Genomic DNA, 22262 nt, shown 5'->3' with positions numbered 1-22262 from the left:
TGGGGTGGAAAGTGTACGGGCCGCCTTTGAAGTCGTGTCCTTACCACTACGGAAATTCAAATGGGACACGACTTCAAGAGCGGCTGAAGCCCCATACCCATTCCTCCCCACGCACAAACGTTTGGACAAGCACGCGAAAGGACCGTCTGGGCAACCCTGCGCGCCCGGTGCACGAATGCTCCCCAATCTAAGCAGAAATCGCCTATAACCCCTAGAGCGGAACGGTGTATTGTTAGATGCAGAGAGGTGAGCTTATGGAATTCATCAGACCCGAACATTATGCGCCCGGCAAGCTGAAGACAGCGGACGGGAAACGATACGGTATCGGTATCATCGGCTGCGGGAGCATCGCCAACACGGCGCATCTGCCCGCATACCGCAAATATGGCCTGCAAGTAGTCGCGTGCTGCGATGTGAACGAGGAAGCCGCACGCGCAACGGCCGAAGCATTCGGCATCCCGTTCTGGACGACCGACGTGAGGAAGCTACTGGAGCGGGAGGATGTGGGGATCATCGATCTCGCCATCCATCCGGAGCCGAGGCTTGAGGTGCTGCGGCTGATCGCCGAAGCGCCGAGGCCGGTGCTCTGCCAGAAGCCGCTGGCCCTGGATCCGGAGCACGCGCAGCTGCTGGCGCAGGAAGCGGAGCGGCTCGGGATCGTGCTCGGCGTGAATCAGCAGGCTCGTTGGGCTCCGGCCCACAAAGCTTTGAAGACCGTGCTGGAACAGGATCTCATCGGTGAGGTGTACAGCCTCCACCATGTGCTCCGTTCGTACCAAGACCAGGCCGGCCGGTGGTGGACGAATATGAAGGACTTCAATATCGTAGACCACGGCGTCCACTATATCGATCTGTGCCGGCACTTTAACCCTTCTGCTGAGGAGTGGTCCAGGGTGCATTGTACGACAGCCATGCTGCCCGGCCAGAATGCGGTGGACCCGCTGATCTATTCGGCGAACGTGGAATTCGGCGCTCCAGGCGGAAGAAGCCTGCTGATGGCTTCGCTGCAGTTCAACAATATCGTCAAAGCGAGCCGCTCGCACAGCCACACCTGGTGGATCGACGGGACGGAAGGCAGCCTGTGGTGCACGCAGGATACGCTCTACATGGCGCTGAACAAGCACAAGAATGTCATCCACGAGATCAAGCTCAAGGGCTCGTGGTTCCCTGACGCTTTCGCCGGATCGATGATCGCCTTCATCAACGCGGTCTCGGAAGGGCAGGCTCCGCCGGTGACGGCTCAAGACAATCTGCAGACCGTTGCCTTGACGGCGGCCATGGTCGTGTCGAGCAAGGAGGGCCGGGTTGTCGAGCGGTCCGAGATTCTCGGAAGGACGGTGACGGCATGAATCCGCTCGGTTTTATGAGCTATGTGTATATGGGCATGACAGTGGACGAAATGCTGCGGGAAGCCCGCAGGCACGGATTCACCTGCATCCAGCTCGATCCCAGACAAAAGCTGGGCCTGATGGACGATGAGCCGCTGTCACCGATACGCGCCAAACGTCTGCGGTCGCTGTTCGAGGAACAAGGGATCACCGTGGTCGGCTTATCCGGTTACACCAACCTGATGCAGCCGGACCCGGCCAAGCGGGAGCAGAAGCTGCGGCAGCTCGAGAAGATGATCGACCTATGTCCCCACTACGGAACAAGGTATATTCTGACGGAGACCGGCAGCCTGCATCCGACCAATTCATGGCGTGACTGCCCCGAGAACCGGTCGGAGGAGGCCTGGAAGCAGCTCACGGGGATCATCGGACGGCTGCGGGACCGTGCGTTGAAGAACGGAGCGGTGCTGGTCATCGAAGGTTTCGTGAACAATGTCCTTGGCAGTCCCCGGCAGGCGGCACAGATATTCCAGGAGCTGGGGACGGAAGGGCTCGCGATCGTGATGGACCCGTTCAACTATCTCACACGCGAAGACCTGCAGCAGCAGCGGCAGGCTATGACGGAGCTGTTCGACGCAGCCGGTGCCGGCTGCCCGATGGCGCATGCCAAGGATGCCCTGTATGCGGAGGACGGCACCTTCACGACTCCGCGGGTGGGCACCGGGCAGGCGGACTGGCCGCTCTATGCCGGGCTGCTGACACAGCGGCTGCCCGGCGTGCCTCTGATTCTCGAGCATGCGAAGCCCGAAGAGGTGGAGGAATGCCTCGAGCGGATCGCAGCGGCATACGGCGCCCCAGGCACGGGGCATGGGAAGCCATCCGCGGAAGGGACGGCCCGCCATGGCGCATGAACCGAGACTCGGCATCCAAGGGCCGGTAGTCGGCTGGCCGGACCCTTGGGCCGGCGAGGCGTCGGAGCAGATCATGCGGACGGGTACGGGAAGCCCCGTTCCGTCCCAGGACCCCCGGCCGGAGCCAGCAGCATTCTTGAAGGCGCTGTCGGATCTCGGAGCTGACTTCTATGTGCATCATGTGATTCCGGAAGCGGAGAACGTACAGCAGGTCATGTCGGATGCCGCCGAGGCGGGCCTCGATGTATGCCTTGGCAACGAATACGGGAACATTAACGGGCCTTGGGCCGAGGGAACGAACCGGTACGACTTGACGGACACAGCCACGGTGCAGGCTGCAGGATCTGGCCGGTGCATCGGGCTGCTCTACGATGAGCCGGAGCACCTGCAGATCAATGCCGCCCAGTACCGCAAGGATGGCTGGTACCCGCACTGGGGTTCCGTCGACGGCCTGAGCCTGGAGGCTTCCCGCCGGAGGGTGGGGGATGCAGTCTCAGACAGGCGCCTTCATGTAGAGCGTCTGCTGGAGCAGGCCGGGAAGGCGGAGGCCCCCATGCCGCTGATCAGCGAGCACGTATTCCCGGTGATGTACCATACCTTCGCGAGGGCCGGCATGGATCTATGCCCCAAGATCATGAAGGAATCGTTCCAATCGCTCCAGCTGGCGACCGCGCTGGGAGCCGCCAAGCAGTACGGCCGGTCCCTCTGGATCTGCGCCGACCTCTGGGGACCCGACGCCGGAGAATGGTTCACCCGCTATCCCGGATTCCCGGGGCATTCCCCCGAGGAATTCGAATCGGCTCTGAAGCTGGGCTATCTGATGGGCCCGAGCCACCTGTTCGTGGAGAATGTGGACGTTCTGCTAAGGCATACTCCGCAGGGCTTCCGGAAGACGGAATACGGCGAAGTGTGGGAACAGTTCACGCGCTCGTTCGTTCCGGCCCATCCGCTGTCCTGGAACCACTCGCAGGCGGAGGCGGATATCGCCGTGATCGCCTCGGATGACGCGAACTACGGACAGAATGAACGGGTATTCGGCAGCCGGACGCTCGAGTCCGGTGAAGCGCAGAAGAGCGTGTTCCACATCTGGCACCTGCTGAGCCGGGGAACGATTCCCTCCCATGGCAGCTGCATGCACATTCCCGGCTATGAGTTCCCGCGGCATGAGCTGAAGCGTACGGTGGCGCCGGAGGCATTCCCGCTGGAGAACGGCCGTACCGCCGCCGGCTTTCCTGTCCACGGACTGTTCTACCCTGCGCGCAGTGTGCTCGTGTTCGACGATGAAGTGACCAGGGAGACGCTTGGCAAGCCGGGCCTGATTCTAACCGGCGGCACCTCGCTGTCCGAGCGGACCTTCCGGGCGTTGGTCACCCGTGCAGAAGAAGGCGGGGTTGTGGTGATCGCCAAGTGGCTGATTCCCGAGGGCTGCCCCCAGGAACTTACGGTCAGCGGCCGGCGGGGAGCCGGGCAGTGGATCGTCACAGACCACTTTCTGGAAGAACAGGTGAAGGAAGCCGCGGAGCCTTTCCTTGGCGAGCCGGGATGCTGGACCCAGCGGTTCGGCACGTCGGAAGTGAGGATCGCCGCGATGAATAAGGAAGGAACCCGGTTAGCGTTTGATATTGCCTCGAAGTGACGGGAGTGAGACCGATGAGCGTGCAGCCTGCACAACACGGGGATGCGTTCGCAGAGATTGCCTTCCGCGAGCATCCCGGCAGCCGGGACGGAATGAGTGAACTTCCTCCCGCTGCCTATGACAAAAGCTATTTTTACCCGTCCGCCGAAGCGGCTCCGGATGGCTCGGAGCCCTCGTACGAGACCCGGCTGCTCGCATTCCGTGAAGAATTGGAGAGCCTGCGCGAGGCCTATCTTCCGTATATGCGCTCTCTGATTCCGCCGCCGCGGCTGCAGCGCCGCCGGCAGGGCTGCAAGCAGTTCCAGTTCCGGTACCAGAGCGGGGAGGACGCTGATTTTAACCGGGTGCTGGAAGGCGCAGGAGACTGGCAGCAGGTGACGGTGCCTGACTTCCGCGGACCGACGGGGGAGAACGGCAGGTGGACGGGGTTCTACCGGACGGAATTCACCCATGAGCCGGTTCCGGAGGGGAAGAGGGTCTACCTTGTCTTCAAGGGAGTCGACTACAAGACGGTCGTGTACCTGAACCGCAAATGCATCGGCAGCCACGAAGGCTTCTTCGCCCCGTTCGAGTTCGATGTGACGGACTGCCTGCAGCGGAATAACACGCTCGTGGTCGAGGTCCACAATGACTACCCGATGATGGGCGTAGGCGGGACGAAGCTGGACGGCGACAAAATGTATGCGGCCACCGGGCCGGGCTGGGACGATCCCTACAGCGGGTGGAAGCATTGTCCTCCGGGAGCCGGTATCTACAATCAGGTATATCTCGAAGAGCGTTCCGCTCAGTTCGTGCAGGATGTGTTCGTGCGTCCCGATGTGGACGGGGGCTTCGTAGAGGTATGGATCGACGTCTTCCAGACGGAGAACGGGCTGAAGGAGAATTTCGGCCTGCAGCTGCAGATCATGCCGAAGAACTTCGAAGGTCCCCCGGTAGGCCCTATGACCTTTGCCGTGGCTTACGCGGGACCGGGGCTGAATTATTACCGGTATAAGGTCGACTTCCCGTCCTTCCGGCTCTGGCAGCCCGATGCTCCGTACCTGTACACAGCCCGGGTGGAGCTGCTCATAGACGGCCGGCCCGTGGACGGCTTCGACCGCACCTTCGGCATGCGGAAGTTCCATATGGATGAAAGCGGCCCTGTCAAAGGGACGCTGCAACTCAACAACCGGCCGGTCATCCTGCGGGGGGCCAACGAAATGGGCCATCTGCAGCTCTGCGTCATGAAGGAGGATTACGGACAGCTCATCGACGATATTCTGATCGCGAAGCTGGCGAACCTGAACTTCTACCGTATCACCCAGCGCCCGGTGCAGGAAGAGATCTACGATCACTTCGATATGCTCGGCATGATGCACCAGTGCGACCTGCCGACCTTCGGCTTCATCCGCCGCAGCCAGTTCGTGGAGGGCGTGCGCCAGGCGGCCGAGATGGAGCGGCTGATCCGCAGCCATCCTTCGTCGGTGATGGTCTCCCTGATCAACGAGCCCTCCCGGACGGAGAAGCGCCGCAAAGGCCACCGTCATCTGCACCGCACCGAGCTCGAAGCCTTCTTCGTAGCCTCGCGGCAGGCGATCTATGTGGAGAATCCGGACCGGGTCGTGAAGAATGCCGACGGCGACTATAACCCGCCCACGCGGGAAGGGCTGCCGGATTTTCACTGTTACAACCTGTGGTACACGAACAACGGCATCTCGGTGGGCAAAATGTACAAGGGCTTCCTCCCGGCGATCCGCGAGGGCTGGAAGGCCGGCTGCGGGGAATACGGCACCGAAGGGCTGGACCGCTTCGAGCTCATGCAGGCCAGCTACCCTGGGGAGTGGCTGCCGGCTTCGAAGGAGGAGAGGTGGCTCCCCAGCCGGATCCATGGAGCCCAGACGTATGCGCTGCACGGAGACTGGTATGCCGAGCAGCACACGGTGGGGGAATGGATCAAGGCCAGCCAGAAGCACCAGGCTTTGGCCGCCCGGCTCATGACCGACGCTTGGCGCCGGCGCGCCGACCGGGTCGTATCCACGGCGATTCATCTGCTCATCGACGCTTGGCCTTCCGGCTGGATGAAAGCGCTTGTCGGTGTGGATCGGGTGCCGAAGCCCGCCTATTTTACATACAAAGACTGCCTGGTGCCGAAACGCGTGAGTCTGCGCTGTGACCGCTGGAAGGCTTATGAGGGAGAAACGCTGGAGATCGAGGCATGGCTGCTGAACGATACGCCCGAGGAGCTGGACGGGTGCCGGATTGTCGCTACGCTGCGGGATGATGCGGGAGATTACGCGCATTATGAGATGGCGGGTACGCTGGCGGCAGCCACCTCGAGGTATGCGGGGACGATCCGGGTGACCGTGCCGCAGACCGATGACCGCAGGTCCATGTATGTGGATGCCTGTCTGATCGACGGGCAGGGCCGCCGGCTGGCCCTCGAACGCTTCACCTTCGAAGCGTTCGCCAGAGTATCCCCTGCGTGTCCGAAGCCGGCCAAGGTCACCGCCGCAGAGAGCGGCGCCCGGATGCTGTGCACGCTGCTCGATCTCCCCGCCGAACCGCTGGCGGGTGAATTCACGGCAGCAGACGCACCGCTGCTGGTCACTTCCCATGAAGCGTACACGGCGAACCGGACGCAGATCCTGGAAGCGGTGAAGGCCGGAGGGACCGCCGTGCTGGTGCTTACCGGCGGAGCGGACGGAACGGTATGGGATCTGGGGGATTCCTCCGTCAAGGCTGCGAAGCTCCGGGAGGTGTATACGCTGGCCTGCAGCCCGGATGCCGATGAAGGAACCTTCGGCTGGATGAAGGAGGACGACTTCGCCTACTTCTACAACCTGTCGCAGGACCGGCTGGACGGCATCGCCGGCTGCTGGCTGGACGGGGAAGGCATCGAACCCATCCTCTGGAGCTACCGCTCGGAAGGAGAGCGGGACGGCAAGCGCCGTCTGCCGGTTGCCGGTTCGATTGCGCTGGATCAGGGACGCTTATTCCTGATCTGTATGCCGCTCGCCGGCCGGGTCGGCTGCAATCCGACACTGGACCGGCTGCTGCTCTCGATGCTCGGCCCGAAGGAGGAGATCATGCCGTGCATACCATTGGCAGCCGAGATGGGCGAAAGCTAGCCGAAGCGGATGTGCTGCCTGCGGGCGGGAGGCTCCGCCTCGGTCTTCGGGGCCAAGGCGGGGAGGATTGGTTCCTGGATGAAACGCTGGAGGGGCTGCTGACCTTCTCCGAAGGCCGCCCTTGGCAGCTGGCTGCCCCCGCTGTGGAAGAGGTGTGTGTCTGCCCTTCCGGCGGACAGGAGCCGGCCCTCCGGGTCAGCGGGCTGATCAACGGGGCGGTTCGCATCAAGCTCGAGCTGAGCTTCGATGATCTCCACCGGCTGCGGCTTAAGCTATCTTGGACGAACGTTACTGCACGGACGCTGCAGGATGCGGTCATGGGCCTGCTGATTCCTCTGCCGGCAGGGGAGAAGAGCCGGGTGACGATCCCCCATACGATCTACAACAACAATCCATCCTCCGATCCTGGGCGGATCGTGCCCAAGCTTGGCGCGGGTCCCGGCCGCGGGTTCGTCTGCGAGGAGCACCGGCTGCCGATCCCCTGCGTGAATGTCGAGTGGCAGGAAGGTGCGGCATCCGCCGGGACTGACGCTTGCTGCTTCTCTCTGTTCTCCATCCCGGGCTTCCGGGAAACACAGGAGGGGGCCGTACAGTACGATTCGCTGGGCGCGGTGGACCAAGGGGACCGCATTCTCGCAGCCGCACTGAGCGGCGTCGTGATGTTCAACGGGGAGAAGGATCTTATCCTCACGGCAAAAGGCAGGACGGACACCTGGAGCGGCGGTTATACCGACCTGGCGCCCGGGGAGACGATGGCGAAGGAATATACGCTCGATTGGAGCGATGGCATCCGCCCCGGGCGCGGATTCCGGGAGATCGTCCGGCAGGCGCCGCAGCTGTACGATCCCCGGGGGGCTCATCCGTTGACGGCGGAAGAGATCGTCCGCCTGAAGACGAAGGCCCTCGACGGGCGCTGGAGATCCGGCGAACGCGGGGAAGCCGGTTACGTGAAATTCGCCCCCGAAGCCGTGCCCGGCCGGGCAGCCAAGCATCCGCCGCACTTCATGTACGGCTGGACGGGGCAGTGCCTGAAGCTCGCATGGTGCGAGGCCATGATCGGCCTTCGCCACGGGGAAGAGCACCGCGTCAAGCGGGCCCTGCAGGCGGCTGAGTTCTACCTGCAGGGCAGCCGGACAGAGGTGCCGGGGCTGCGGCGGGGCATGTACCACCTCGCGGATGCGAGATGGGAACACTTCCGCTGGAACGGGGAAGAGGTCATCCCGAGCCGTGCCCTGGGCGAGACGATGGCGGATCTGACGGATCTGGCCCTGCTCCTGCGCAGCCATGGCCGGGAGGTGCCCGCCGGGTGGATGGAGGCCATCCGCGAAGCGGCAGACTGGTTCCGCAGCGCAGGGCTGGCGTCGGGCGTCTATCCGCTGGCTTGGCTGACGGACGGCAGACCTGCCGACGACATGATCACCGCGGCAGGTCTGCCGTGTACGATCGCCCTGGCCAAAGCCTACCGGCTGGGCGGAGCTTCCGCCGACCTCGATGCGGCCGAAGCCGGACTGCAGCGCTATTATGAGCTGCATGCCGCGACGTTCGACCGGCCGTTTGCCCGATCGACGCTGGATGCGCGATGTGAGGATAAGGAGGCGGGCATGTACTTTTTCCTCGCTGCATACGAGCTCTATACCCTCACCGGCCGCGAACAGCACCGGGAGTGGGCGGAGATCGCGGCCGATTGGATCCTGACCTTCGTCTTTCACTGGAATCCGGTGTATGACCGCGGCACGGCCTTCCGTGAGCGGGACTTCAAGGCGGCCGGCTGGCCTGGTGTCAGCGTGCAGAACCACCATCTCGACGTCTACTTCCCGACCTATGAGCTGTGGAAGTTCGGCAGCATGACCGGCAGCACCCAGTACGAGAGCATGGGGCGGATGTCCTTCGAAGCGATGGGCCAGGGGATCTGCACCCAGCCCGGCGAGTATGGATTTAGCACGATCGGAGAGCAGGGGGAAGGATTTTTTCAGACCCATTGGAACGGCAGGGGACACAGCAATACATGGAACCCGTCCTGGGTCATTGCGCTTGTGCTGCAGAATGCCCTGCGGTTCAGAGAGGAGGAGGGCGGATGACGGCAGTTCGGTTCGGCAAAATCCTGTTCGGCGGCGACTATAACCCGGAGCAGTTCCCACGGGAAATCTGGGACCAAGATATGAAGCTGTTCGGCGAGGCAGGCATCGATATCGCGACGGTCAACGTGTTCTCCTGGGCCCTCAATCAGCCGGATGAAGAAACATACCGGTTCGAATGGCTGGACGAGGCGCTGGATCTGCTGCATGCTTCCGGCGTCCGGGCCTGCCTCGGCACGGGAACGGCGGCCCATCCCGCTTGGATGGCCCGGAAGTATCCCGACATTCTCGCCGTCACGTATGACGGTAAGAAGCGGAAGTTCGGGCGCAGGCATAACTCTTGCCCGCACTCTCCTGCCTTCCGGCGGTTCGCCGCAGAGATGGTGAAGAGGCTGGCGGAGCGCTACCGGGAGCATCCGGCGGTCTCGCTGTGGCACGTGAACAACGAGATCGGCCTCCGCTGCTACTGCGAACGGTGCGAGGCCGCCTTCCGGGTATGGCTGAAGCAGCGATACGGCACGCTGGAGGCCTTGAACAGCGCCTGGTATACCCGCTTCTGGGGGCACACGTATTACGATTGGGAGGATATCGTACTCCCGAGCGGGCTCAGCGAGGGGATGCAGGGAGGCAACTCCGACCAGACCGCCTTCCAGGGGATGACGCTGGATTATTACCGGTTCAACTCCGACAGCTGGCTGGATTGCTATCTGCTCGAGGCCCGGGAGATCAAGAAGGTCATCCCGGACGCGCTTGTTACCACGAATTTCCAGGGGAACGGCACCTACAAGCCGCTGGATTACTTCCGGTGGGCACCCCACCTGGATGTAATCGCCCTGGACATGTATCCGGAGAACGACACGCCGGCCAGTGTCATGGCGCTCCGGTACGATCTGATGAGGGGGTTAAAAGGCGGAGAGCCCTTCCTCCTCATGGAATCGACCCCGAGCGTGATCAACTGGAAGACGGTGAATCCGGCGAAGCCGCCGGGCGTCATGCGGCTGCGCAGCTGGCAGGCGGTGGCGCGCGGGGCGGATTCGGTCATGTTCTTCCAGCTGCGCCGGTCGCTCGGCGCTTACGAGAAGTTCCACGGCGCGGTCATCGACCACTGCGGACACGGGAACACCCGCGTGTTCCGGGAATGCGCGCAGCTTGGGGCGGAGCTGAAAGAGCTTGGCGGCCGGCTGCCCGGAGCCCGTACGGAGAACCGTGTGGCGCTGCTGTTCGACTGGGATAACTGGTGGGCCGTGGAGATGGGCGGCGGGCCGTCCGCGTACCTCAAATATGTGGATGCGATCCAGCAATATTATAATTCGCTCTTCGACAGCGGCATCGGGGTGGATCTGATCCCGCCGGACAGTGACTATGCACCGTATGATCTGGTGCTAGCGCCGCTGCTCTATATGGTGAAGCCGGGTACGACCGAGAAGCTGGAGGCGTACGTGGAGAACGGAGGCACGCTCGCCGTGTCGTACTACAGCGGCATTGCCGACGAGCACGACCGCGTGGTGCCCGGCGGCTATCCCGGGAAGCTGCGGAGACTGCTCGGCCTCTGGGTCGAGGAGATTGACGCCCTGTTCCCGGACCAGCGGGGCGGAATGCGCCTGCTTCAGGATATGGGCGGGCTGCCGATGGGGAGCGAGCATGCCTGCGGACTGGTCTGCGAGGTCGTCCATCTCGAAGGCGCGGAAGCGGCGGCTTCGTTCACGGACCGGTATTACCGTGGATCGCCCGCCCTCACGCGCCACCGGTTCGGCCGGGGCGAAGCCTGGTATGCGGCGACCCGCCCGGACCCCGGCTTCCTGCGGGAGTGGCTGCGCCATCTCTGCGAAGAGAAGGGCATCCGTCCGCTGTATGAGCCGGTGGCCGGGGTGGAGGTCACCCTCAGGCAGCAGGGCGGAATCGGATATACCTTCCTGCTGAATCACAGCGATGAACCCCGGGAGATTCAGCTGGGGGACGCTGTACAGCTGGAGCTCTTGAGCGGAGCTGCTCTCGCCGGTTCCACGATCCTGCCCGCCTATGGCGTCTTGATCTTGACCGCGCAAGAAGGGAGTGACGGCGTATGAGCCGTGCGGAAATACTTCGCGAACGGTTCGACAGACCGCCGGCCGAGTGCCGCTCGGCCCCGTTCTGGGCCTGGAACGATGAGCTGCGGGAGGAAGAGGTGCTCCGGCAGATTGGGGAGATGAAGGAAGGCGGCATGGGTGGCTTCTTCATCCACTCCCGCGACGGCCTGGAGACCGAATACATGGGCGCGGAGTGGATGAAGCTGGTGCGCTCAGCCGTAGAAGAGGCCGAAGCCCAAGGCATGCAGGCTTGGCTGTATGACGAGGACCGCTGGCCGTCGGGCTTCGCCGGCGGATTCGTGCAGGCCAAGGGCGGCGATGCGTACCGGGCCAAGGGGCTGACCCTGGAGGTCGTCAGGCTGGAGGACGCGGCAGCGGGCCGCTTGGATGAGAGGCTGGCTGACGGGGCACCCGTGGCGGTCTTCCAGGCGGTCATTGCCGGGAGAAGCCTGCTGGGCTGCACCCGGCTGGACCTGCAGGCGGCGTTCGCCGAACGGGTTGAGGCTGCAGCGGCGGCGGAGTACGCCGAGCTTGCGAAGGCGAAGCTGCCGGGCACAGAGCTGCCGAATGCGGAGCCGCAGAAGGATCAAGAGCAGCCAAGCGAAGATGTGTACCTCATCTTCCGCGTGGAGGTATCGGGGCGCAGCGAATGGTTCAACGGCGAGGCGCCCCCGGACCATCTCAACCCGGATACGGTGCGAACGTTCATTGAGCTCACCTATGAGGCTTACGAGCGGGAGGTCGGCACGAAGTTCGGAACGGTGGTGCGCGGCGTGTTCACGGACGAACCGAGCATCCACGACCGGCACTGCCGGTTCACCGCCGGCCGCGGCTGGATGCCGTGGAGCGGGTCGTTCCCGGACTTCTACCGGGAACGGCGGGGCAGTGACGTGCTGGATACCGCCCCGTACCTCTTCTTCGACGGCAGCTTGTCGCCGCAGGCCCGCCACGATTACTGGCGGACGGTGACGGAGCGGTTCAGCGAATCGTTCTCCGGGCAGATCGGCGAGTGGTGCGGTGACCGCGGGCTCGCTTTTACAGGGCATTACCTGTGGGAGAACAATCTGGGGACGGCTACCCGGGTTTGCGGGGCCGTCATGCCGAACTACCGGTACCAGCATGTGCCCGGCATCGATATGCTGGGGGAACAGACGAACGAGACGATCACCGTCAAGCAGTGCACCTCTGTAGCTCATCAATACGGGCGCCCGGTGGTGCTGAGCGAAACGTACGGCTGCACGGGCTGGGGCTTTACCTTCGAGGGACAGCGGTGGGTCGGCGACTTTCAATATGCGCTAGGCGTGAACCTGCGCTCCCAGCATCTCGCCCTGTACTCGATCAAGGGCTGCCGCAAGCGGGATTACCCGCCCGTCTTCCATTACAACACGAGCTGGTGGAAGTACAGTCGGGTGATCGAGGATTACTACGCGAGGCTCTCGGCGGTGCTGACCGAAGGGCAGCCCGTGCGCGACGTCCTGGTCCTCCATCCGTCCACCACCGCGTGGAGCATGGTCGGCACGGGGCCGTACGGCTTCCCGGCAAGGGGCAAAGACCGCGACGTGTCCTCCGCCAACCGGTACGGACATGAATTCAATGCTTTCCTGCGGGGGCTGCTCGGCGCCCATTACGACTTCGATCTGGGGGACGAGATCATCCTATCGGAGATCGGAAGTGTCAGGGAGACGGAGAATACCGTCAAGCTGGCTGTCGGGCAGGCAGCATACCGCGTGGTTGTCCTGCCGGAGATCCGTTCGATGCTGCGCAGCACATTCGGGCTGCTCACCGGCTTCCTGGAAGCGGGCGGCAGGGTGATCGCCGTGGGTGAGCCGGCGGCCATGCTCGAGGGGCGCCCCGCGCCTGAGCTGTCCCGGCTGTACGGCCACCCGGGCCTGACGCTTGTCCCGGATGGCGGGGCTGCGGCCGCCGCGCTTGGGCAGTCGCTGCCCCGGCGCGTCAGCATGACGCACCGTGCGCCGGGCTCCCCGGAAGCCCCCGAGCTGCTGTACATGCTGCGGGAAGCGGAGGACGGACGAACCTTGTTCGTTGTCAACAATGACAGAGAGAGCAGCCACCAAGTCCGCATCACGTTGGAGGGAGAGGGACGGCTCGAAGAGTGGAATGCGCTTACAGGTGAAGTGACGGAAGTTCCCGTCCGGCATGGCCGCGATGGCAGGCTGGAATTCGATGCCGACTTCGGTCCGGCGGATTCAAAGCTGTACGTGCTGCATACGAACTGTGAGGCGCAAGCCGTCCCGACTGCAGTACCGGCATCCCTAGCTCATGGGTTGATCGAGGCTCCAGGTATCACCTGCATCGAACTCCGCGCCCCCGCCTCCTTCGAACGCACGGCCCCGAATGCGCTGACGCTGGACGTATGCTCCTACCGGCTCGGGGAGCGGGAGTGGTCCGAAGAGATGGATGTATGGAGGGCGCAGCGGGCAGTCCGCGAAGCACTCGGCATGAGGCAGGTGTATGGCAACGGGCTCGAGCAGAGATACCGGTGGGTGCACGAACTCCATCCGGGAGACGGTACACCCGCCGCGTTCCGGTTCGTCCTTGAAGTCACGGACATTCCGGAAGGAGCGGTCCACCTGGTCGTGGAGTCCGCAAGGGAATATGAGATCCGCCTGAACGGAGTCCGGATTCCTGCGGAGCCTGACGGATGGTTCCTGGACCGTTCGTTCGACCGTGTGCCCCTCGGCGCGCTGAGGCAGGGCCGCAATGAACTGGTCCTGCTCTGCCGGTACCATCAGCGGATGGAGGTCGAGGACCTCTATCTCATCGGGGATTTCGGAGTGGATGACGCCAGACGCATCATCCGCGAACCGGCAGCGCTGCAGCTCGGTGACTGGTGTCTGCAGGGCTACCCGCATTATGCAGGAAGCATGGTCTACCGGTTCCCGGTGGACGGTGGACCGTTCCCGTCCGGTCCGGCCTGGCTTGAGCTCCGCCGCTTCGAGGCGGTGACGGCCGAGGTGCGGATCAATGGAGAGACTGCAGGCCACGTGCCCTGGCGGGCCGCAAGCCGGATCGACATCAGCGGTTCTCTGGTGGAGGGGGAGAATCACATCGAGGTGGAAGTGATGGGAAGCCCGCGCAACCTGCTCGGTCCGTTCCACCACACCGCCGCAGACCCGTCCATCACGAGCTGGGCGTCCTTCCGGAAGGAAGGCGACGGCTACAGTCCGGCTTATGAGCTGCGGCCGTACGGTTTACTTGACGGAATCCGGCTCTACCGAGCACAGGAACAGGGAGGAAAGGGAGGTTAGGCATGAGAAGTATAGGCAGCTGGCGGATGCTCTTCGCGGCCCTTATGATCCTGTGCACCGCGCTGATGCCGGGGGCCGTACAGGCAGAAGTGAAGTATCCCACATTTACGAAGGACAGCTATGGCAATCTGATCTGGCTGCAGCCCGCCTATTATCCGATGGGCGTCCTCGGGGGAGACCTGACGGCTCCGGAGGGCAGCGGGAGCGCTGCAAGGGTCGCTTCGCCGATGCGGAATCCGAAGGATATTTTTATCGATACGAAGAACGAGGTCTATATTGCCGATACGGGCAATAACCGGATCGTTCATATGACGGAGCAGGGGAAGCTGATCCGCTACCTGACCCTGCCGGGGAGCCCGCTGCAGAAGCCCGAAGGGGTCTTCGTGACAGCCAGCGGTGAGATCTACATAGCGGATACGGGGAACAAACGGGTTGTGAAGCTGGGACCGGACGGCAAGCTGCTGCAGGAATTCGGGCGGCCGGATTCCCGCTTCATCTCCGAGACGTTCACCTACGACCCGGCCAAGGTCATGGTCGACGAACGCGGGTTCCTGTATATTGCGGTGCATGGGGGGTATGAAGGGCTGGTACTGCTCGACTCCCGCGGCAAATTCCAGGGCTTCTTCGGCGCCAACCGGACGGCTCTCTCCCCGCTCGACGCGCTCAAGAAGATGCTCTATACCAAGCAGATGTATGCGAACGAGATCGCCAAAAAGCCGGAGACGATCAACAGCGTAGCGACGGACCCGAACGGCTATATTTATACTGTTACCGGGGGAATGACCAAGAGTGACCAGCTCAAGAAGCTGAACACGAAGGGAGCCAATCTGCTGCGGAGCTCGGTGAAGTCTTTCGGCGAATCGAGGCCGGGAGATGCCGCAGCCGCTGCTGCTGCGGCCGCGTCCACGACAGCGCAGGGACCTCCAACCCCGCAGCTGATCGATGTGGCGGTGGACCGCAGCGGCAATATGATTGTAGTCGACCAGCAGTTCAAGTATATCTCTCATTATGATTATGCCGGGAACCTGTTGTACTTCTGGGGGGGCCCGTCGGCCGCAGGCTCCTCGCAGGTCGGACTGCTCAAGAGCCCGGCGGCGCTGGATGTCAACTCGCGCAGCGAGCTGTTCGTTCTGGACGACCAGGAGAATATCGTCCAGGTGTTCCGGCTCTCGGAGTTCGGCCAGAAGGTCGATGATGCCAACCAGCTGACCTTGGCCGGGAATTACAACGGCAGCGAGAAGCCGTGGGGGGATGTACTGCGGATGAACGCGCAGTTCACCCCCGCGATCCTGGGCCTGGCCAAGGCCGCCTTCCATAAGGAGGATTACCCGAAGGCCCAGGCGCTCTTCAAGGAGGCCGGGGACCGGGAAGGCTATTCCGAATCGTTCTGGCAGATCCGGATGCTCTGGTTCCAGAGCAATTTCTCGTGGATCGCGAGCGTGACGGTATTCGGCAGCGTGCTCTTCCTGGCGGCAGGCCGCTGGACGGCTGGCTCGGCCTTCCGGGTCCGCTGGAGCCGCAGGCCGGAGCCGCGCAGTTCCTTCCTCCGGAGCCTGAAGCACACCTTCTACATCCTGAAGCATCCGGTGGACGGCTTTACGGCCGTAAGGTATGAAGGCAAAGGCACGTATGCGAGTGCGCTCGTCCTGCTCGCTGCGGTCTACCTCGCGCTGGTGTTCAAGGAGTCCGTGACCGGCTTCGCCTTCAATATGACCCGCATGGTGGATGTGTACACCCTGTTCCTGCAATGCTTCATCGTATGGGCTGCATGGGTCCTCTCGAACCATCTGGTGAGCTCCATCTACCGCGGTGAAGGACGCTTCCGCGACATCGTGATCGGCAGCTCTTATGTCTTCGTTCCGTATATCGTGGTCGGCGTGCCGCTTGCCCTGCTGTCGAACGGCATGACGCTGTCCGAGGCGTCCGTCTATTCCATGGTGCTCACCGGCATGACGCTGTGGACCGGGCTGCTCCTGTTCTGGAAGGTGCAGTTCATCCACAACTACAGTGTCAGCGAGACGGTCATCAACATCGTACTTACGCTGTGCACCATGCTCGTGATCGGCGTCATGCTGTTCGTCACGGGCGGTCTGACCAGCGATCTGCTTTCCTTAATCCGTGAGATGCTCCAGGAGGTGGTTAACCGATGAGCAGGTTCCGCATTCCCAGTACAACCCGCATCATCATCGCGGTCCTTCTCGCCGCCGCCCTGATCTACGGAGCCTTCCGCGTGCCCGTGGAGTTCAAGTCGGCTGCGGGCGACCGTACGGCGCTGGGCGCGCCGGAGCAGGGGGGCTCGGATGCCCCGGCCTCCGCCGTGCCGGCCCGGCTGCCGGAGGAGAAGGACTTCAAGCAGGTGGCCGAGTCCGATACTCTGAAGCTGAAGCTTGATCCGCAGACGGGACATTTTATCATCGAGGACAAACGTTCGGGAAGCCTCTACCGCTCCTACCCCGAGCCGAGCTTCTGGGCGCAGGAGACGATCTCCGAGAACTGGAAGAAGCATCTTGCGTCTCCCTTGATGGTGCAGTATGTCGACTTTTCGAAGAGCAACGTACAGGCCAAAGAGACGAATCTGGCGGCAGAAGGGGGCCAGGCCAAGGAAGTCAAGGAGATCCCGAACGGATTCTCCCTGGTGTATGAGCTTCCGGCTACAGGCTTCCGGATTCCCGTCGAGGTGACGCTCCAAGGCGATTATATCCAGACGCGGATCCCCCGCGACGGCATTCAGGAGACGAAGATGGGCTTGATCTGGGTCCGCCTGTATCCGTTCCTCGGAGCGGAGTACTCTGCAGGCCAGGACGGTTACATGTTCATCCCTGACGGGGCAGGGGCCCTGATCCGGTACAAGAACAATGGAACCAACGTCAACAAGATCTACGACGAGAGCGTCTATGGGCAGGACCAGACGTTCGCCGGGCTAGGCAGCAACCGCAACAAGATCATCATGCCGGTGTTCGGGATGAAAACCGGCAGCAGGGGGTTCCTGGCCGTGCTGCATGAGGGAGAGGAGTATGCCAGCATCGTGGCAGCCCCCGCAGGCGTGCTCAGCGGTTACAACTGGGTAACGGCCCAGATGAATTACCGGGCGAGCTTCCTGCAGTTCACGAGCCGCAATTCGCCGGACGAATGGGGCTATGTCGATTACAACCGCGATGAACTGTTCGGAAGCGACCGGACGGTGAGGTACTATATCCTCGGTCCGGAGAGCACCGATTATGTCGGCATGGCGAAGCGGTACCGCGAGTATCTCATGCAGGAGAAGGGGATGAAACCGCGTGCGGAGGAGGATGCGAACCTTCCCATGCATGTCGATCTCGTCGGCGGGGACCAGGAGGAAGGCGTACTCAGCGACCGGTACATCAAGCTGACGGATACGTCCGACGCGTCCCGCATGGTCGATACCTTGACACAGAAGGGCGTTCCCCGGCTGTCATTGACTTACATGGGGTGGCAAAAGGGGGGCTACAGCTCCTTCGGCCGTTCGCTCCCGGCAGACTCGCGGATCGGCGGCAGCGCCGGGATGAAGTCCTTCATCGACAAGGCGCGCGGATACGGCTATCCGGTCTATCTGGATACGGAGTATTCGGCCAACAATACGGGAGGCAGCGGATACGACGACAAGTTCCATGCCAAGGTCAACCTCGCCGGCCGCAATCTGACGCTCGGGATGCTCTACAACGGGGAGAAGGTACCGGCCGTCAGTGACAAATTCGCCGAGAAGAGTATGCAGGAAGCGCTTCCGGCCTATCAGGAGCTGGGGGTGAGCGGACTGGCCGTGAACGGGATCGGACAGCGCCTGTACAGCGACTACAATACGGGCTACGGGGCACCCCGCGACGAGGCCCGCGATGTGCAAGAACGGGTGCTCGGCAAGGTAAAAGATTCGCTCGGCGGGGTCATAGGAAGCCAGTCGAATTTCTACGCATTGCCTTATCTGGACCACATCCGCAAGCTGGTCTACGACCACTCTTACGATCTGTTCACGGATGAGAGCGTGCCTTTCGCGCAGATCACGCTGCACGGCCTCATCTCCTATTCTTCGGAGTATGTGAACAACCGGCAGGAAGACGTGAACGACTTCCTCCGCGATATCGAGTACGGCGCGGAGCCCTCGTTCATCTTCACCCAGGCGCAGACCAAGGATTTCGTGAATGCTTACGGCATCCGGTATTACAACACGTATTTCCCGGCATGGGAGGATGCGGCCGCCGAGCAGTATAAGCGGTACAACGAAGCGCTCGGACCTGTACAGAACCGGTTCATCACGAACCACCGGACGCTGGCGCCCGGCGTGAAGGAGACGACCTATGCCGGCGGCAGGAAGATTGTCGTGAATTACAACCGGGAGCCTTACCGGACCGCCGATTACTCGGTGCCCGCACAGGACTTTGCCGCTATCGGGGGAGGAGGAGGGGAACCTTGAGAAAGAAGCTGAGACTGAACACATCCTTGACGGAGTATCTCGAGGGCACGCTCTTCATCGCCCCCTGGCTGATCGGCTTCCTGGTCTTCATGGCATTTCCGATCGGCTACTCCCTGTTCATGAGCTTCCAGAACGTGACGATTACGGCGTCGAGCACGACGACGGAGTTCATCGGGTGGACCCACTACCGGACCATTCTCTTCGAGAACGGAAGCATCCTGTACAATGACCTGCTGCCGTTCCTGCGGCAGGCCCTGTTCATGATCCCGATCATCGTCATCTTCGCTCTGCTTATCGCCATGATGCTCAACCAGCCTTTTGCCGGCCGCACCTTGTTCCGGGCCATCTTCTTCCTGCCGGTCATTCTCGCGACAGGCGAGGTGGTCAAGGAATTCCTGATGCAGGGCGAAGGGGAACTGGGCTTCATGGCCAAATACAACGTCACCGGCATTATCGGCGCGTACCTGTCCCCGACCTGGTCCTCGCCGCTGATCTCCATTCTGAATTCGTTCGTGCTCATCCTGTGGTACTCCGGCGTCCAGATCCTGATCTTCCTCGGAGGGCGCCAGACGATCTCGAATTCGGCTTACGAGGCGGCCCGGATTGACGGGGCGGGGCCGTGGGAGACATTCTGGAAGATCACGCTGCCGGCCATGACGCCGTTCATCTTCCTGAACATGATCTATACCGTGGTCGACCTCTTCACTTTCCCGACCAATCCCATTCTGCAGCGGGTGCGGGAGAGCGAGTACGGACAGTACAGCGCGCTCATCTGGATCTACTTTGCGATCATCAGCGTGTTCCTGGCTCTCATCTTCTATGTGTTCCATCTGGCGACCAAGTCGCAGAGCGCTGCGAGATGACCTCAAGGCGATACGAATAACAAAGTGAATCAGAACGATTGGAAGGAGGGGCGGCATGCTGAATACCAAGCTGAACAAAATGGTGCCGAGGAAGCGCAGCGAGCTTCCGCTGTGGCTGGAAAGAGTCCGCTGGAAGATCATCGGCAGAGAGGCGGACAAGGGGCTGCTGTTCAAATGCTTCATCTATCTGATCCTGCTCGACGCCGCTTATATCTATCTGAAGCCGGTGTTCCATATGCTGGCTACCATGCTGAAGAACTCCGGCGACCTGCTGGACCCGTCGGTGAAGTGGTTCCCGAACACGCTCTATCTCGGCAATCTGCAGGAAGCCTGGGTATGGCTTAAGTACCCGAAGGCGCTGGGGATTTCACTGACCCTGTCCCTGTCTGTTGCCGTACTGCAGACGATCTCCTGCGCCGTGACCGGCTATGCCTTTGCCAGGCTGAAGGTGCCGTTCAAGCGGCTGCTCTTCGGCTGCCTGCTGCTGACCTTCATCGTCCCGATGCAGGTAACGATTCTGCCCAATATCATTTATGCCAGAGAGCTCGGGATGCTCAATACGATCTACCCGATCATCGTGCCGGCGTTCTTCGGCCTCGGGCTCAAGGGCGCGCTCTTCGTGATCATCTACCGGCAGTTCTTCTCTACCCAGCCGAAGGAGCTGGAGGAAGCGGCACGGATCGACGGGGCGGGCGTATTCAAAATCTTTTATAAAGTGATGATGCCGCTCGCCAGACCCGCGATCCTCGTCGTCTTCCTGTTCTCGTTCGTATGGACCTGGAATGACTTCTATCTGCCGAGCATGTATTTGTCCGATATCGAAACCGCACCGCTCTCCATGGGGATCTCGAGGATTGCCTCGGCGCTCCGCCAGCAGGCCGAGGTGTACGGCCCGTCGGTCACGGACGAAGCGATCCGTATGGCGACAACCTTCCTGATGATCATTCCCCCGATGCTGCTCTACTTGTTCACGCAGCGGTGGTTCATCGAAGGCGTGGAGCGGACCGGGCTGGTGGAATAAAGGACACTACGGACACCGCAGAAAGGAGAGAAGCATGAAGCGTTCGATTGGATGGCTGCCGCCTGTTCTGCGGCAGGTACTGACCGCTGTGCTGCTGACGGTCATGCTGGCTGTATCCCTGTCCGCCTGCTCCGGGCAGGCAGAGGGACCGGCGGGCTCAGGGACCGGGCAGGATGCGGCGCCGGGGCAGGCGAAGAAGCTGCTCCTCCTCAAGAAGAAGGAGGGCAGCGGCGATCCCGTGCTGATCGCCCATCTGGAGAAGCTCGGCTACCTGGTCATGGATATGTCCGAGAATGAATTCAAGGCGGAGGCGGCCAAGGGCTACAGCGTGGTGTATGTCAGCGATTCGGTCAATGCCTCGCGGGTGGACAACAGTCTGAAGCAGGTGGCTGCAGGGATTGTCTATGCCAAGCCCCAGCTGGCCGAAGCCTCCGGATTGGCGCAGCCTCTGAGCTCCGGCCAGTTGACCGGGGAGACGAAGGCCCGCATTCTGGCGCCGAAGCACCCCCTGGCGGCCGGTCTTACAGGGGAGCCGGCCGTGTACTCGGCCTCCGGCCGGATGGGGTATGCCCAGCCGGGTAAGGAAGCGTCTATCATTGCGGCGGCTCCCGGTGATGAGTTGAAGGCGCTTGTCTTCTCTTATGAGAAGGGGGCGAAGGCCGCGAGCGGCGAGCCTCTGCCCGGGCGCCGTGTGTTCTTCTATCTGCCGACCGGCGAAGAGGCGAACCAGACGGAGGAGGGCTGGAAGCTGCTCGACACGGCCCTCGTGTGGGCTGCTCAGCAACCCCAACCATAAGGAGGTAAATACCATGAAACGGATGATGGGTTTGATGGCTTTGGCCGGTGCGCTGCTGCTCTCTTCAGCCTGCACGCAGGAAGGGGCTGCTCCGGCAGCCGCCCCGCAGAACCAAGCGAAGAAGGCGCTGCTCGTCGGCAGGGACGGCGGAGGGGATGCAATCCTCGCCAAACGGCTGCGGGAGAAGCACGGGATGGAAGTTACCATCGTGGCGGATAAAGAGGTGACCACCGAATCCGCCAAAGGGTATGGACTCATCTATGTCAGCGAATCCGTGAATTCAGGCAAAATTCAAGACAAATTCATTACGCTTCCTGTACCCGTCATCTATGCGGAGGTCCAAGCGGCCCCCCAGATCGGTCTGTCCGACGAGGAAGCTTACGGGCATCTGGAAGGGAGCAATGCGGCGAAGACGCTGGAGATCAAGGACAGCGCGCATCCGCTGGCGGCCGGGCTCTCGGGCAAGGTTGACGTCTACAAGGACAACGGAAAAATGGGGTATGCGACGCCGGGAGAAGACGCGGTCGTGATAGCCACCGTCCCCGGCGAGGAGCAGAATGCGGCGATCTTCGCCTACGAGAAGGGGGCGACGAAGGCCAGCGGACAGCAGGCGGCCGCCCGCGAGATCCTCTTCTACCTGTTCAACGGGGAGGAGATCAACCAGACGGAGGAGGGCTGGAAGCTGTTCGACGCCGCCGTGGAGTGGGCGACCGGATCGAAGCAGTAAGCTTTTGAAGCTCGCCTCCTATGATGCGCCGAATAAC

General features: G+C 62.3%; 13 protein-coding genes. All 13 read left to right on the top strand.

The window, feature by feature from the left end; all coding sequences use genetic code 11:
- The first annotated feature begins 254 nt into the window (after positions 1-254).
- The 13 genes from O9H32_RS08570 to O9H32_RS08510 are packed head-to-tail and all read left to right on the top strand — an operon-like array spanning position 255 to position 22225.
- Positions 255-1349 (top strand): Gfo/Idh/MocA family protein, encoded by a 1095-nt coding sequence (locus O9H32_RS08570; protein ID WP_269865577.1) that lies wholly within the window; start codon positions 255-257, stop codon positions 1347-1349.
- The gene (locus O9H32_RS08565) at positions 1346-2239 is read left to right on the top strand and encodes a sugar phosphate isomerase/epimerase family protein (protein ID WP_269865576.1); all 894 of its coding nucleotides are present in this window, start codon (positions 1346-1348) and stop codon (positions 2237-2239) included. Before O9H32_RS08570 ends, O9H32_RS08565 begins: the two co-directional genes overlap by 4 nt.
- Entirely contained in the window at positions 2229-3875 is a 1647-nt protein-coding gene (locus O9H32_RS08560) for a hypothetical protein (protein WP_269865574.1), read from the top strand. The genes O9H32_RS08565 and O9H32_RS08560 overlap by 11 nt, the downstream gene beginning before the upstream one ends.
- 14 nt (positions 3876-3889) lie before the next feature.
- A complete protein-coding gene (locus tag O9H32_RS08555; RefSeq protein WP_269865572.1) occupies positions 3890-6982 on the top strand; it encodes a glycosyl hydrolase 2 galactose-binding domain-containing protein in 3093 nt (1030 codons plus the stop codon).
- Complete coding sequence (locus tag O9H32_RS08550) at positions 6946-9060, top strand: hypothetical protein (RefSeq protein ID WP_269865570.1); 2115 nt, start codon at positions 6946-6948, stop codon at positions 9058-9060. The genes O9H32_RS08555 and O9H32_RS08550 overlap by 37 nt, the downstream gene beginning before the upstream one ends.
- Positions 9057-11123: a beta-galactosidase gene (locus O9H32_RS08545; RefSeq protein WP_269865569.1), complete on the top strand. Its 2067-nt coding sequence runs from the start codon at positions 9057-9059 to the stop codon at positions 11121-11123. The genes O9H32_RS08550 and O9H32_RS08545 overlap by 4 nt, the downstream gene beginning before the upstream one ends.
- Positions 11120-14392: a glycosyl hydrolase gene (locus O9H32_RS08540; protein ID WP_269865568.1), complete on the top strand. Its 3273-nt coding sequence runs from the start codon at positions 11120-11122 to the stop codon at positions 14390-14392. The genes O9H32_RS08545 and O9H32_RS08540 overlap by 4 nt, the downstream gene beginning before the upstream one ends.
- Positions 14393-14394: 2 nt before the next feature.
- Positions 14395-16542 (top strand): YIP1 family protein, encoded by a 2148-nt coding sequence (locus O9H32_RS08535; RefSeq protein WP_269865567.1) that lies wholly within the window; start codon positions 14395-14397, stop codon positions 16540-16542.
- Entirely contained in the window at positions 16539-18818 is a 2280-nt protein-coding gene (locus tag O9H32_RS08530) for a DUF5696 domain-containing protein (RefSeq protein WP_269865566.1), read from the top strand. Before O9H32_RS08535 ends, O9H32_RS08530 begins: the two co-directional genes overlap by 4 nt.
- Complete coding sequence (locus O9H32_RS08525; RefSeq protein WP_269865565.1) at positions 18815-19681, top strand: carbohydrate ABC transporter permease; 867 nt, start codon at positions 18815-18817, stop codon at positions 19679-19681. Before O9H32_RS08530 ends, O9H32_RS08525 begins: the two co-directional genes overlap by 4 nt.
- Before the next feature lie 55 nt (positions 19682-19736).
- The gene (locus O9H32_RS08520) at positions 19737-20702 is read left to right on the top strand and encodes a carbohydrate ABC transporter permease (RefSeq protein ID WP_269865564.1); all 966 of its coding nucleotides are present in this window, start codon (positions 19737-19739) and stop codon (positions 20700-20702) included.
- A 34-nt stretch (positions 20703-20736) separates the two neighbouring features.
- Positions 20737-21498: a hypothetical protein gene (locus tag O9H32_RS08515; RefSeq protein ID WP_269865563.1), complete on the top strand. Its 762-nt coding sequence runs from the start codon at positions 20737-20739 to the stop codon at positions 21496-21498.
- A gap of 13 nt (positions 21499-21511) precedes the next feature.
- Positions 21512-22225, top strand: a complete 714-nt coding sequence (locus tag O9H32_RS08510; protein ID WP_269865562.1) for a hypothetical protein — start codon at positions 21512-21514, stop codon at positions 22223-22225.
- The last annotated feature ends 37 nt before the right edge of the window (positions 22226-22262 follow it).

Source organism: Paenibacillus caseinilyticus (genome assembly GCF_027533645.1).
Taxonomy (GTDB): Bacteria; Bacillota; Bacilli; order Paenibacillales; family NBRC-103111; genus Paenibacillus_G; species Paenibacillus_G caseinilyticus.
The sequence above is the reverse complement of the archived record's forward strand: the minus strand, read 5'-3'. Positions and strand labels throughout refer to the sequence as shown.